This window comes from Ancylobacter rudongensis (assembly GCF_900100155.1).
Taxonomy (GTDB): domain Bacteria; phylum Pseudomonadota; class Alphaproteobacteria; order Rhizobiales; family Xanthobacteraceae; genus Ancylobacter; species Ancylobacter rudongensis.
On sequence record NZ_FMTP01000001.1, the window covers coordinates 167,748 to 180,521 of the forward strand.

Annotated in this window: 12 protein-coding genes; 5 read left to right on the forward strand and 7 right to left on the reverse strand. The window is 68.1% G+C overall.

Going from position 1 to position 12,774, the window contains the following annotated elements:
* Window positions 1-67 precede the first annotated feature (67 nt).
* The 5 genes from BLO63_RS00705 to xylF form a co-directional block, all read right to left on the reverse strand.
* Window positions 68-631 carry a copper chaperone PCu(A)C gene (locus BLO63_RS00705; protein WP_091435901.1) on the reverse strand — a complete coding sequence of 188 codons (564 nt, stop codon included), beginning with the start codon at window positions 629-631 and terminating at the stop codon, window positions 68-70.
* Window positions 632-716: 85 nt separating this feature from the next.
* Window positions 717-1,130 carry a hypothetical protein gene (locus BLO63_RS00710; RefSeq protein ID WP_091435902.1) on the reverse strand — a complete coding sequence of 138 codons (414 nt, stop codon included), beginning with the start codon at window positions 1,128-1,130 and terminating at the stop codon, window positions 717-719.
* A gap of 94 nt (window positions 1,131-1,224) precedes the next feature.
* Complete coding sequence (locus BLO63_RS00715; RefSeq protein ID WP_091435904.1) at window positions 1,225-2,043, reverse strand: ATP-binding cassette domain-containing protein; 819 nt, start codon at window positions 2,041-2,043, stop codon at window positions 1,225-1,227.
* Window positions 2,044-2,054: 11 nt separating this feature from the next.
* Window positions 2,055-3,401: a sugar ABC transporter permease gene (locus BLO63_RS00720; protein ID WP_091435905.1), complete on the reverse strand. Its 1,347-nt coding sequence runs from the start codon at window positions 3,399-3,401 to the stop codon at window positions 2,055-2,057.
* Window positions 3,402-3,505: 104 nt separating this feature from the next.
* Window positions 3,506-4,546: a D-xylose ABC transporter substrate-binding protein gene (gene xylF, locus BLO63_RS00725; RefSeq protein WP_091435907.1), complete on the reverse strand. Its 1,041-nt coding sequence runs from the start codon at window positions 4,544-4,546 to the stop codon at window positions 3,506-3,508.
* A gap of 290 nt (window positions 4,547-4,836) precedes the next feature.
* Here xylF and BLO63_RS00730 point away from each other — a divergent pair, with 290 nt between their 5' ends.
* From BLO63_RS00730 to BLO63_RS00750, 5 genes are all read left to right on the forward strand, one after another.
* Window positions 4,837-5,874 (forward strand): LacI family DNA-binding transcriptional regulator, encoded by a 1,038-nt coding sequence (locus BLO63_RS00730; protein ID WP_205409235.1) that lies wholly within the window; start codon window positions 4,837-4,839, stop codon window positions 5,872-5,874.
* Window positions 5,875-5,909: 35 nt separating this feature from the next.
* Window positions 5,910-7,367 (forward strand): xylulokinase, encoded by a 1,458-nt coding sequence (gene xylB / locus BLO63_RS00735; RefSeq protein ID WP_091435909.1) that lies wholly within the window; start codon window positions 5,910-5,912, stop codon window positions 7,365-7,367.
* Entirely contained in the window at window positions 7,364-8,683 is a 1,320-nt protein-coding gene (xylA, locus tag BLO63_RS00740; protein WP_091435911.1) for a xylose isomerase, read from the forward strand. Before xylB ends, xylA begins: the two co-directional genes overlap by 4 nt.
* A 169-nt stretch (window positions 8,684-8,852) precedes the next feature.
* The gene (locus BLO63_RS00745) at window positions 8,853-9,485 is read left to right on the forward strand and encodes a L,D-transpeptidase (RefSeq protein ID WP_091435913.1); all 633 of its coding nucleotides are present in this window, start codon (window positions 8,853-8,855) and stop codon (window positions 9,483-9,485) included.
* 47 nt (window positions 9,486-9,532) lie between these two features.
* Entirely contained in the window at window positions 9,533-10,546 is a 1,014-nt protein-coding gene (locus BLO63_RS00750) for an amino acid ABC transporter substrate-binding protein (RefSeq protein ID WP_091435915.1), read from the forward strand.
* Window positions 10,547-10,659: 113 nt separating this feature from the next.
* On the opposite strand, the gene BLO63_RS00755 is transcribed toward BLO63_RS00750, so the two are convergent.
* Both BLO63_RS00755 and BLO63_RS00760 read right to left on the reverse strand, forming a co-directional pair.
* Window positions 10,660-11,466: an enoyl-CoA hydratase gene (locus BLO63_RS00755; RefSeq protein WP_091435917.1), complete on the reverse strand. Its 807-nt coding sequence runs from the start codon at window positions 11,464-11,466 to the stop codon at window positions 10,660-10,662.
* The gene (locus BLO63_RS00760; RefSeq protein ID WP_091435918.1) at window positions 11,463-12,719 is read right to left on the reverse strand and encodes a CaiB/BaiF CoA transferase family protein; all 1,257 of its coding nucleotides are present in this window, start codon (window positions 12,717-12,719) and stop codon (window positions 11,463-11,465) included. The genes BLO63_RS00755 and BLO63_RS00760 overlap by 4 nt, the downstream gene beginning before the upstream one ends.
* Between the last annotated feature and the right edge of the window lie 55 nt (window positions 12,720-12,774).

Below are 12,774 nucleotides of genomic sequence, written 5' to 3' on the forward strand. Positions count from 1 at the left end.
CCGAGCCCCGGCCGTCATGCGGGACGGCCGGCCTCAAGGCGCGCGGCGGGCGAACCGTCGATGGGGATCAGTTGGCGGGAGCGCTGTGGTCGTGGCTGCTGTGACCGGAGGCTTCCGAGCCCTTCGGTCCGCCCATGCCCTCGATCTTGAAGGAGACGTCGATCTTGCCGGCCTTGGCGAAGGTGAGCGTGCCCTTGAAGCTCTCGCCTTCCTTCAGCGGTTGCTTGAGGTCCATCAGCATCAGGTGGAAGCCGCCCGGAGCCAGCTTGGCCTCGCCATCGGCGGGGATCTCCAGCCCGTCGGGCAGCATCCGCATGGTCATGACGCCGTCCTTGACCGACATCTCGTGGATCTCGACATGGCCGGCGACCTCGGCGGTGACGGAGACGAGGCGGTCGGCCTCCTTGCCCTCGTTCTCGATCGTCATGTAGCCGCCGCCGACCTTGGCGCCGGCCGGCGTCATGCGCGCCCAGGGGTGCTCGATCTCAAGCTTGCCGATCTTGTACTCATGGGCGAAGGCCGGCTGCATGGCGAGCAGGCCAAGAGCGGCGGCAAGGATGGCGAAGCCGACGCGGTCTTCGGTGTGGCGAAGGGCGCGGCGCAGGATGGTGCGGAGCGTGGGGTAAAGCATGGGTGGTCTCCCTCAAGGCCGGCGCGGCGCGGATGCGGGCCTGCGGCCGGTGTTTCGACTGACATTCTGCGGAAGGCGGCAGGCGTCAGGCGCGGGGAGGGGCCCTGATATGGCCGGGCGAGCGCTCGGGCGCGCGGGCGAGGCGGGCCGCGCGCGGCGGCAGAAGGCGGGCTTCAAGAGGGCCTGCCGGCAGGACGACAGCCGCCGCCACGGGTGGCGGCAGCGCGGCGGCCGGGGCGGCCTGGCAGCCGGTGAGGCAGCAGTCCGGCGTATGGCGCGCCGGCTCGCCCGGAGCGGCGGGGTCGCCATGGCTGGTAAGACAGAGCGTCTGGCCGAAGGCGTCGACGGTGAAGCTGCCGGCCGCATGGGCGCCGCTGGCCAGCCCGCCGAAAAGGGCCTGCAGCACCAGCACATAGGCGACCGCAAACACCAGCGCCAGCCGGCGCAGAGGGGCGCCGGACGCGTGTGTTTCCTTGGTCATCGCAGTGGTGGCGGACAAAGCATGCTCCCTCGCCTGCGTCATATCACAGCCGGGGAGGGGCCGGAACAGCGGCACGCCGCCGCTGCCCGGCCTGTGGTTTCATGCCGCGCGATCAGTCGGTGGCGGCACCCGGGCCGGCCAGTGCGCCGGGCGGGCTCTTGCCGAGGATGATCATGCCGAGCACCTCGTCCTTGGTGACATCGGAGGTGCGGGCGGTGCCGACCAGCTTGCCGTTCTTCATCACGCTCACCCGGTCGGCGAGGTCGAACACGTCGTGAATGTCGTGGCTGATGAGGAAGATGGCGATGCCCTCGGCCTTGAGCTGCTTGATCAGCTCGGCCACCTGCGCCGTCTCCTGCGGGCCGAGCGCGGCGGTGGGCTCGTCCATGATCAGGATCTTGGCGTTGAAGTGGATGGCGCGGGCGATCGCCACCGACTGGCGCTGGCCGCCGGAGAGGCCGCGCACCGGCTCCTTGAACTTGCGGAAGTTCGGGTTGAGCCGGCCCATCACCTCGCGCGTCGCCGCTTCCATCGCCACGTCGTCGAGCGTGCCCCACGGGGTCATCAGCTCGCGGCCGAGGAACAGATTGGCGGCGGCGTCGACATTGTCGGCCAGCGCCAGGGTTTGATAGATCGTCTCGATACCGTAGCGCTTGGCGTCGCGCGGGTTGGCGATGTCGGCCTTCTCGCCCTTGATGCGGATCTCGCCTGCATCCGGCCGGTAGGCGCCGGCGAGGATCTTGATCAGCGTCGACTTACCAGCGCCATTATGGCCGAGCAGGCCGACCACCTCGCCGGGATAAAGATCGACCGAGACGTCGTCGACGGCGCGGATGCCGCCGAAGGAGATGCAGATATCGCGCATCTCCACCATCGGCGTGCCGCTGACACGGGAGGCGCCGGGGGCGAGGGGGGATGTGGCGGCGTTCATGGGCGCGCTCCTCACTTGATCCGCTTGCGGTAGACCGTGTCGATCCACACGGCGAAGACGAGGACGATGCCGACCACGATGTTCTGGTAGGGCGTGTCGACGCGCATCAGCACCATGCCCGACTGCAGGCTCTGCATGACCAGCGCGCCGAGCATGGCGCCGGCGATGGTACCGGAGCCGCCGGCGAGCGAGGTGCCGCCGATGACCGCCGCGGCGATCACATAAAGCTCGTCGAGCGTGCCCTGCGCATTGGTCGCCGAGTTGAGCCGGGCGGTGGAAATGGCGGCGCCGATGGCGGCGAGCGCCCCCATCAGCGCGAACACCGCCAGGGTGACGCGCTTGGTGTTGATGCCGGCGAGGTCGGCGGCTTCCGGGTTGCCGCCAATGGCGAAGACGTAGCGGCCGAAGCGGGTGCGGTTGGTCACGAAGGTCATGACGATGCCGACCGCCAGCGCCACCAGCACCGGAATGGCGAAGCCGAAGCTGATCGAAATCCCTTCCGGCGGCACGGTGAGGCCGGCGGCCTCGGCATAGCGGCGGGCCAGCACGGGCGGCAGGGTATAGGCGTTGACCACAAGCGTGGCGGCGATCACCGCCAGGCAGCCGGTGATGACGATGACGAATTCGGCCCAGACCGGCTTCTGCGGGAAATGGAAGCGCTGGCGCTGCCGGCGCGCCTGCACCGCAGCGGCGGCGATGGCGAGGCAGGCGATGACGGCGATCACCCAGCTCCACATCTCGCCGACGGAGCCATTGGCGCCGCCGCCGAGCAGCTTGAAATTGTCGTCGACGAGCGGGATCGTCTTGCCTTCGGCCACCGCCCAGGCGGCACCGCGCCAGACCAGCAGGCCACCCAGCGTGACGATGAAGGCGGGCACCCCGAGATAGGCGATGACGAAGCCGTGCAGCGCGCCGATGGCGGCCCCGGCGCAGATGCCGGCGGCGAGGGTGAGGACGATCACCGCCGGGTGGTTGAAGCCGAAGGTCGGCAACAGGGTGCCGACCTGGAACACCGCCATGATCATGCCGGTGACGCCGAGGATGGAGCCGACCGACAGGTCGATGTGGCGCATCACGATCACCAGCACCATGCCGGTGGACATGACGGCGATGGACGAACTCTGGACCGACAGGTTCCAGAGGTTGCGGGCGGTGAGGAAGGTGCCGCCGGCGAGGATGTCGAACACCACCCAGATGACGGCGAGCGCGCCGAGCATGCCGAGGAAGCGGACATCGATCTCAAGCGCACCGATGAAGCTGGTGGGCGCCGAGGCGGGGGCGGAGCCGGGCCGGGAAGCCGGGCTGCCGGGCGGCGGCGCTGCCGGGATCGGCGTGCTGGTGGTGGTGGTGTCGGTCATGAGCGTCCTCTCCCCGCCGCGCGCGTGACTGGGCGCGGTGTCGCGTGGGCAGGCGGCGGGGTTTCCCCCGCCGCGCAATGGCTACCGCGTCTGTCGCAGGCCGATCAATCGCAGGCCTTCACCGTGCCGGGCTTCACGCCCTGGCAGACGGTGGCCTTCGGCACCCAGCCGGCCTCGATGATCACGTCGAGATTGTCCTTGGTGATCGGCACCGGGGTGAGGAAGGTCGAGTTCATCGGCACCTTCTTCGGGCCGTCGGTGAAGGTGGTCGTGCCCTTGACGGCCTTGGGCTCGGTGCCCTTGGCGAGTTCGAGGGCGATCTCGGCGGCGCGCTTGCCGAGCTCGCGCGAATCCTTCCACACCGACACGGTCTGGGTGCCGAGCGCGATGCGGTTCAGCGCCGCGAAGTCGGCATCCTGGCCAGAAACCGGCACCGAGCCGGCAAGGCCCTGGGCGGAGAGGGCGGCGATGGCGCCGCCGGCGGTGCCGTCATTGGAGGCGACGACGGCGTCGACCTTATTGTTGTTGGCGGTCAGGAACTGCTCGGCGTTGCGCTGGGCGTTGGCCGGCAGCCAGCCATCGGAATAGGCCTCGCCGACATTCTTGATGTCGCCCTTGTCCATGGCGGCCTTGAGCGCTTCCATCTGACCGGAGAACAGGAAGTCGGCATTGGGATCGGCGGCCGAGCCCTTGATGAAGATGTAGTTGCCTTTCGGCTTCACCTTCATCACCTCGGCGGCCTGGATGCGGCCGACCTCCTTGTTGTCGAAGGTGATGTAGTAGGCATAGGGGTTCTCGATCAGCCGGTCATAGCCGACCACCGGGATGCCCTCGTTCTGCGCCTTGGTGATGGCCGGGGCGATGGCGTCGGAATCCTGCGCCAGGATGATGAGCGAGGTGGCGCCCTGGGCGATCAGCGCCTCGACGTCGGAGAGCTGCTTGGAGGCCGAGGACTGGGCGTCGGCGGAGATGTACTTGGCGCCGGCGGCTTCGAGCGCCCTCTTGATCGCGGCCTCGTCGGTCTTCCAGCGCTCTTCCTGGAAGTTCGACCAGCTCACGCCGACCACCGGCTGCTGGGCGTGGGCGGCGCCCACAGCCATCATCGTGCCGAGGGCCACGGCGGAAATCGTCAGTTTAAGCGTCATGCTTTCCTCCCAAAGGGGTGCAACAGGTGGGTGCCGGAGGTTGGGCGCGCACTCCCGAAGGGGCGCGCAGGCCTCGGCTCTTTTTCTGACGTCCGGACCTCAATCGAGGCCCGAGCGTCGTCATATTGGCCGGCCTTGGACGGGCCGGCGGTAGGAATTAACCTCGCCCCAGCGGAGCGGCGGAGGTCAAGGTAACAAATCGTGAGCGCGCCCGCTCCTCGCTCTTTGGTCTAAAGCGGCGCTCCACAGCCTGAGTTGCGTACCTCAGATTTTGAGGGCAACATGGCGTCATGTCCAGAGGTGTTTCGCGCATAACCCTGCAAGACGTCGCCCGCGAGGCCGGCGTTTCGCTGGCCACCGCCGACCGCGTGCTCAACGGCCGTGCCGGCGTACGGGGCGTGACGGCCGAGCGGGTGAAGCAGGCGGTGTCCCGCCTCGGCTACCGCCCGAATCTGGCCGCCGCCCGGCTGGCGCGCGGGGAAACCTACCGTTTCTGCTTCGTGCTGCCGGCTGGCGCCAATGTGTTCATGCGGATGCTCGGCGAGCAGGTGGCGAACACGGCGAGCTGGCTTGCCGCCAATAACGCCTATATCGACACGCTGCGCGTCGACGTATTCGCCCCCGAGACCCTGGCCACGGCGCTTGAGGGGCTGATGGGCCATTATGACGGTGTGGCCGTCGTGGCGCTCGACCATCCGCGCGTGCGGGCGGCGATCGACGATCTCGCCGCCTCGGGCGTGGCGGTGGTGACGCTGGTGTCGGACGTGCCGTCCTCGCACCGGCTGCATTATGTCGGCATCGACAACATCGCTGCCGGCCGCACCGCCGCGACCCTGCTCGGGCGCTTCGCCGGCGGACGGCGCGGCTCGATCGGCCTCATCGTCGGCACACCGGCACTGCGCGACCATGCCGAGCGGCAATTCGGCTTCACCCAGGTGATGGCCGGCGAATATGCGGCGCTGAAGGTGCTGCCGGTGCGCGAGAGCCTCGACGAGGACGAGCGCAACGAGGCCATCGTCTCGCAGATGCTGCGCGACGTGCCGGACCTCGTCGGCCTCTACAATGTCGGCGCCGGCAATCGCGGCATCGCCGCGGCGGTCTCGGCCGCCAACCGCGCCGGCGACCTCATCTTCATCGGCCACGACCTCACCGACGACACGCGCCGCTTCCTGCTGCGCGGGGTGATGGACGCGGTGATCAACCAGGATGCCGGGCACCAGTCGCGCTCGGCCGCCCGGGTGCTGCTGGCCCATTGCGCCGGCGAGCCGCTGATGAACGAACAGGAACGTATCCGCATCGACATCTTCCTGCGGGACAACCTGCCGTGACGTTTTCTCTCCGTTATGCCGAAAGGGTGTGAGGCATGTATCTCGGCCTCGATATTGGAACCTCCGCGATCAAGGCGGTGCTGGTCGACGACGCGCAGAGCGTCATCGCGACGGCGGAGACCCCGCTGGCGATCTCCCGCCCGCAGCCCGGCTTCAGCGAGCAGAGCCCCGAGGACTGGTGGCAGGCGACGCTCGCCAGCATCGACACGCTGAAGGCCGAGCAGCCCAAGGCGCTCGCCGCCGTGCGCGGCATCGGCCTTTCCGGCCAGATGCACGGCGCGGTGCTGCTCGACGCCTTCGGCAAGGTGCTGCGCCCGGCGATTCTGTGGAATGACGGGCGCTCCTCCGCCGAATGCCGCGAGCTGGAGGAGCGTTTTCCGGCGCTGCACCAGGTCGCCGGCAACCTCGCCTTTCCCGGCTTCACCGCCCCCAAGCTGATGTGGGTGCGCAAGCACGAGCCGGACCTGTTCGCCCGCATGGCCAAGGTGCTGCTGCCCAAGGCCTATGTCGGCTTCCGCCTCACCGGCGAGATGGTCGAGGAGATGTCGGACGCCTCAGGCACGCTCTGGCTCGATGTCGGCCGGCGCGACTGGTCAGACGAGGCGCTGGCGGCGACCGGCATGTCGCGCGAGCACATGCCGCGCCTGGTCGAGGGCAGCGCGGCGGCCGGGCGGATCAAGCCGGAACTGGCGGCGCGCTGGGGCATGGAGAACCCGCCCGTGCTGGCCGGCGGGGCGGGCGACAATGCCGCCGGCGCCATCGGGCTCGGGGCGATCGGGGCCAATGACGCCTTCGTCTCGCTCGGCACCTCGGGCGTCCTCTGGGCGACGACGGACCGCTATGCGCCCAACCCGCAATCGAGCGTGCACGCTTTCTGCCACGCCATTCCCGCCACCTGGCACCAGATGGGGGTGATCCTGTCGGCCGCCTCGGCGCTGGGATGGTGGGCGAATGTGGCGAAGGAGGCGCCGGGCGACCTGCTGGCGCCGCTGGGCGATGCGCCCAAGGCGCCCTCGCGCGCCACCTTCCTGCCCTATCTCTCCGGCGAGCGCACGCCGCACAACGACACCGCGATCCGCGCCGCCTTTGTCGGCATGGACCATGACACCGGCCGGGACGAGCTGACCCAGGCGGTGCTGGAAGGCGTGTCCTTCGCCTTCAAGGATTGCCTCGACGCACTCTCCGCCGCCGGCACACGGCTGACCCAGGCGGACGTGATCGGCGGCGGCTCGCGCTCGCGCTTCTGGATCGCGGTGCTGGCCAGCGTGCTGGGCATTCCACTCAACCGCGTCGAGGATGGCGAGCGGGGCGGGGCCTTCGGCGCCGCGCGGCTCGCCCGCATGGCGGCCACCGGCGAAAGCCCGGCCGAGATCTGCCTGCCGCCGCGCCGCCTGGAGACCATCGAACCCGACCCCGTTCTTCAACAGGCCTATGCGGAACGCCACGCGCTCTACAAGGCGCTGTACCCCGCGCTCAAGGGAGTGACCTCATGACCGCCCGCTTCTTTCCCTCGATCGAGAAGCTGACTTACGCCGGCCCCGAGAGCCGCAATCCGCTGGCCTTCCACTGGTACGACAAGGACCGGGTGGTGCTGGGCAAGCGGATGGAGGACCATCTGCGCTTCGCCGTCGCCTATTGGCACAGCTTCACCTGGCCGGGCGGCGACCCCTTCGGCGGCGAAACCTTCCTGCGCCCGTGGATGCACGGCACGGACGAGCTGGCGCTCGCGCGCGCCAAGGCGGATGTGGCGTTCGAGCTGTTCGACATTCTCGACGTGCCGTTCTTCGCTTTCCATGACCGCGACATCGCCCCCGAGGGCAAGACGCTGGCGGAATCCAATGCCAATGTCCGCGCCATCGCCGACATCTTCGCCAAGAAGATGGAGACCTCGAAGACCAAGCTGCTCTGGGGCACGGCCAACCTGTTCTCCAACCGGCGCTTCATGTCGGGCGCGGCGACCAATCCGGACCCGGATGTGTTCGCCTACTCCGCCGCGCAGGTGAAGAACGTGCTGGAAGTGACGCACGAGCTGGGCGGCGAGAACTATGTGCTGTGGGGCGGCCGCGAGGGCTATGAGACGCTGCTCAATACCGACCTGAAGCGCGAACTCGACCAGATGGGCCGTTTCCTCAATCTCGTGGTCGAGCACAAGCACAAGATCGGCTTCAAGGGCACGATCCTGATCGAGCCGAAGCCGCAGGAGCCGACCAAGCACCAGTATGATTTCGACGTCTCCACCGTCTACGGCCTGCTGTGCCGCGCCGGGCTGGAGAAGGAGGTGAAGGTCAATATCGAGGCCAACCACGCCACGCTGGCCGGCCACAGCTTCGAGCACGAGATTGCCATGGCGGCGGCGCTCGGCATTTTCGGTTCCATCGACATGAACAAGGGCGACGCCCAGTCCGGCTGGGACACCGACCAGTTCCCGACCAATGTCGAGGACACGGCGCTGGCGATGTACGAAATCCTCCGCGCCGGCGGCTACACCACCGGCGGCACCAATTTCGACGCCAAGGTGCGGCGCCAGTCGATCGAGCCGGAAGACCTCGTCATCGCTCACGCGGCCGCCATGGATGTGTGCGCCCGCGCCCTGCTGATCGCCGCCGACATGATCGAGGATGGCGCGCTGCAGAAGGCGGTCGATGAGCGCTATGCCGGCTGGGAGGCGCCTGCGAACAAGGCGATGCTCGCGGCCGACAGCTCGCTGGAGGCTATCGCCGCCCGCGTGGAGGCGGAAGGCCTCGACCCGCAGCCGCGCTCGGGCCGGCAGGAGCGGCTGGAGGCACTGGTGGGAAGCTACCTGCGCTGAGTGCCTCGGGCGCATGCAACGCGATCTGCGCCGGTGACGGCCGGCGCAGATTTCATCACACTGTGATTGACTTGAGGTCATTTCCCCCGTTCGATCCCCGTTCAGGGAGCGACCCGTGACTCGGCGGCCCGCCTTGCGCGCGCCACGCCTTCAGAGGGGAAACGACACGATGCCTTTCGGTACGATGAAAGCAGGCTTGCTCGGCGCAGCGCTGGCGATGGCGCTCGCGCTGCCGCTGGCCGGCGCCCAGGCCCAGATGCGCCCGGCGGCGGGCATGGGCAACCAGATCGTCGATGTGCCGGAGAAGCCCGGCTATGTGCCGTCGGCGGACGAGGAACAGCTGGACCCGGCCTTCCGCCGGCAGCCGGTCTATTTCCGCACCAACGAGCCGCCGGGTACCATCATCGTCCACACCAATGAGCGCTTCCTCTACCTCGTGCTCGGCGACAATCGGGCGCTGCGCTACGGCATCGGGGTCGGGCGCGACGGCTTCCAGTGGGCCGGGCTGCAGAAGGTCAGCCGCAAGGCGGAATGGCCGGACTGGACGCCGCCGCCGGAAATGATCCAGCGCCAGCCCTATCTGCCGCGCTTCATGGCCGGCGGGCCGGGCAACCCGATGGGCGCCGCCGCGCTCTATCTCGGCTCCACCGTCTACCGCATCCACGGCACCAACATGCCGAACACGATCGGTATGGCGATCTCGTCCGGCTGCTTCCGCCTGGTCAATTCCGACGTGCAGGATCTCTATAATCGTGTCCCGGTGGGGACGAAGGTGGTCATCCGGCAGGCGCCGGAACTGTGAGCGCCGCACGTCTGGCCGCTCGCCTTTTGATCGGATCTGGGGGAAAGATGAACAGGATCGCAACCGCGCTGGCCGCCGCCGGTGTACTTCTGACGGCCGGCGTCGCACAGGCGAACACGCTTGCCGACGTGAAGGCGCGCGGCACGCTGAAATGCGGCGTTAGCCAGGGCCTCGCCGGCTTCTCGGCCAAGGACGACAAGGGGCAGTGGGCCGGATTCGACGTCGATTTCTGCAAGGCGGTGGCGGCGGCGATCTTCGACGATGCGTCGAAGGTCGAGTATGTGCCGCTCTCGGCCGAGGCCCGCTTCCCGGCGCTGCAGAAGGGCGAGGTGGACCTGCTCTCGCGCAACTCGACCTGGACCATGCAGCGCGAGGCCGATCTCGGCCTGCTGTTCGCCGCCGTCTCCTATTATGACGGCCAGGGCTTCATGGTGCCCGCGGCCAAGAACGTGATGGGCGCGCTGGAACTGGGCGGCTCCAAGGTCTGCACCCAGGCCGGCACGACGAGCATCGATAACGTTCAGGACTACTTCAAGCAGAACAAGATGGAGCTGGAACTGATCCAGCTGCCGACCGTCGACGATGTCGTCAAGGCCTATGCCGACGGCACGTGCGACGTGCTGACCACCGACGTGTCGCAGCTCTATGCCCTGCGGCTCAAGCTCGCCAAGCCGGCGGACTATGTCGTGCTGCCCGACGTGATCTCCAAGGAGCCGCTCGGCCCGGTGGTGCGGCAGGGCGACGACAACTGGCTCAACATCGTCAAGTGGAGCTTCTACGCGCTGCTGAATGCCGAGGAACTCGGCATCAGCACCGCGACGCTCGACGAGGCGGCAAAGTCGGAAAAGCCTGATGTGAAGCGCTTCGCCGGGTCGGACGGCGCCTATGGCGAGAAGCTGGGCCTGACCCCGGACTGGGCAATGCGCATCGTCGGAAGCGTCGGCAATTACGGCGAGGTGTTCGAGCGCAATATCGGCGCGCAGTCGCCGCTCGGCATTCCGCGCGGCATCAACCAGCTGTGGAGCGCCGGCGGCATCCAGTACGCGCCGCCGATCCGCTGAGGCCGGCACGTTCCAGACGCCATCCCGGAGCGGCCGTCACGCCGTATCCGGGATTGCGGACTGATCGGACAGCGATCCCGGCGCTTCGGCCGGGATGACGACCTTTGACCCAGCTACTCCCCCCGCCACTGCGCCGGGCGCTTGGCGAGGAAGGACTCGACGCCTTCGCGGAAATCGGCGCTGCCATAGATCTCGCGCACCAGATCGGCATCGGGGGCCTGCGGGTCATGGGCGAGGCGCGACAGCATCTGCTTGGTGACGCGCAAAGTGAGCGGCGCATTGCCGGCGATCCGCCCGCACAAATCCTCCAGCGCCGCGTCGATCGCGTCCGGCGCATGGATCGCGACATAATCCCGGGGCATTTCCTCAGCGGTCGGCATCTCGGCGGCGAGCAGCATGCGGCGCACCAGGCTGATCCCGAGGGTGGCAACGAGGCGCTGCAGGTTCGAGGCGGAGAGGCAATTGCCCAGCGTGCGGGCGATCGGCACGCCGAAGCGCGCGCCCGGTGTGGCAAGCCGGAAGTCGCAGGCATTGGCGATCGCCATGCCGCCACCCGCCGCCCAGCCCTCGACCACGGCGATGGTCGGCACCGGCACCTGCTCCAGCAGGCTCACATACTGGTCGACCTTTTCCTCATAGGCGATGCCGTCCGCGCCGGAGGCAAAGGCGCGGAACTGCTCGATATCGGTGCCGGCGACAAAGGCCCGGTCGCCGGCGCCGCGCAGCACGGCGACGCGGATGGTCGGGTCGGCGGCGATGGCCGCGCAGGCCTGCGCCATCTCCTCATACATCCGCCAGGTCATGGCGTTGCGGGCAATGGGGCGATCGAAGACGAGGCGCGCCACCGCGCCCTCGCGCGTGAAGTGGACGCGGCCTTCACTCGGCGCGGCGGTGGTTTCGACAGGGGCGGCGAGGCTCATGGCGCAAAGGCTCCGCGGGCGGCCAGCGCCGCCACGGCGGCAGCGTCGAGGCCGATCTCGCTCAGTACCTCGTCCGTATGCTGGCCGAGCAGGGGAGGATGGCGGGTCACCTGTTGCGGCGTGCCGGTGAGCTTCACCGCAAAGCCGATATTGGACACCTTGCCTTCATGCGGATGGTCGATCTCCATCCGCATCTGCCGGTGCCGCCCATGCTCGCTCTCGAAGGCTTCGGGGTAGGTGTACATGGTGCCGGCGGGAATGCCGACGGCGAGCAGGGTTTCCACCCACTCGTCGGAGGTGCGGGTGACGAAGGTCCTTTCCAGCTCGGCGATCAGTTCCACGCGATTGTCCAACCGGTCGGGGATGGTGGCGAAGCGCGGATCGGCGGCCAGATCCGGCCGCTCCAGCGTCTCGCACAACTGCAGCCATAGCTTCTGGCTGGTGGCGCCCATGACGAAATAGCCGTCCTGCGATTTCACCGCCTGATAGGGCGCGGTCATGCGGTTGGCGGTGCCGAGCGGGATCGGCTCGGTGCCACGACCCCAATACTCCGAGATGTCCCACACCGAGAAGGCGAGCGCCGCCTCGAACAACGAGGCGTCGATATACTGGCCCTCGCCGGTGTTCTTGGCGCCGATATAGGCGCCGAGCACGGCATAGGTGGCGAACAGGCCGCAACCGATATCGGCCACGGGCACGCCGGCCTTGACGGGTGGGCCGCCGGGATGGCCGGTGACACTCATGACGCCGGACATGGCCTGCGCCATCAGGTCGAACCCCGGCCGGCCGGCCCAGGGCCCGGTCTGACCGAAGCCGGAGATGGAGGCGTAGACGAGGCGGGGATTGTACTTGGCCACCGTCTCATAATCGCATTTCAGCTTCTTCATCACGCCCGGCCGGTAGTTCTCGACCAGGATATCGGCGGTCTTCACAAGCTCGTAAAAGGCTTCGCGGCCGGCCTCGCTCTTCAGGTTGAGGACGACGGAGCGCTTGTTACGGTTCATGTTGAGGAAGCCCATCGAGTCGGGCCCCTTCATCTTGAAGCCCATGGCGCCACGCGTCTGGTCGCCGGTCCCGGGCGGCTCGATCTTGATCACGTCGGCGCCGAGATCGCCGAGCAGCATGCAGCTATAGGGGCCGGCCATCACCTGGCTGACATCGAGCACCCGCACGCCGGCGAGCGGCAGCGGGCGGACGCGGGGGGCTTGCGTCGCGGTTGAGGTGTCGCCGATCGGCTCTCGAATGTCGCTCATCGGTTTTCCTTTCTGCGAGCCACGCCCGCATTAGCAATCAATAATTACAGATCTG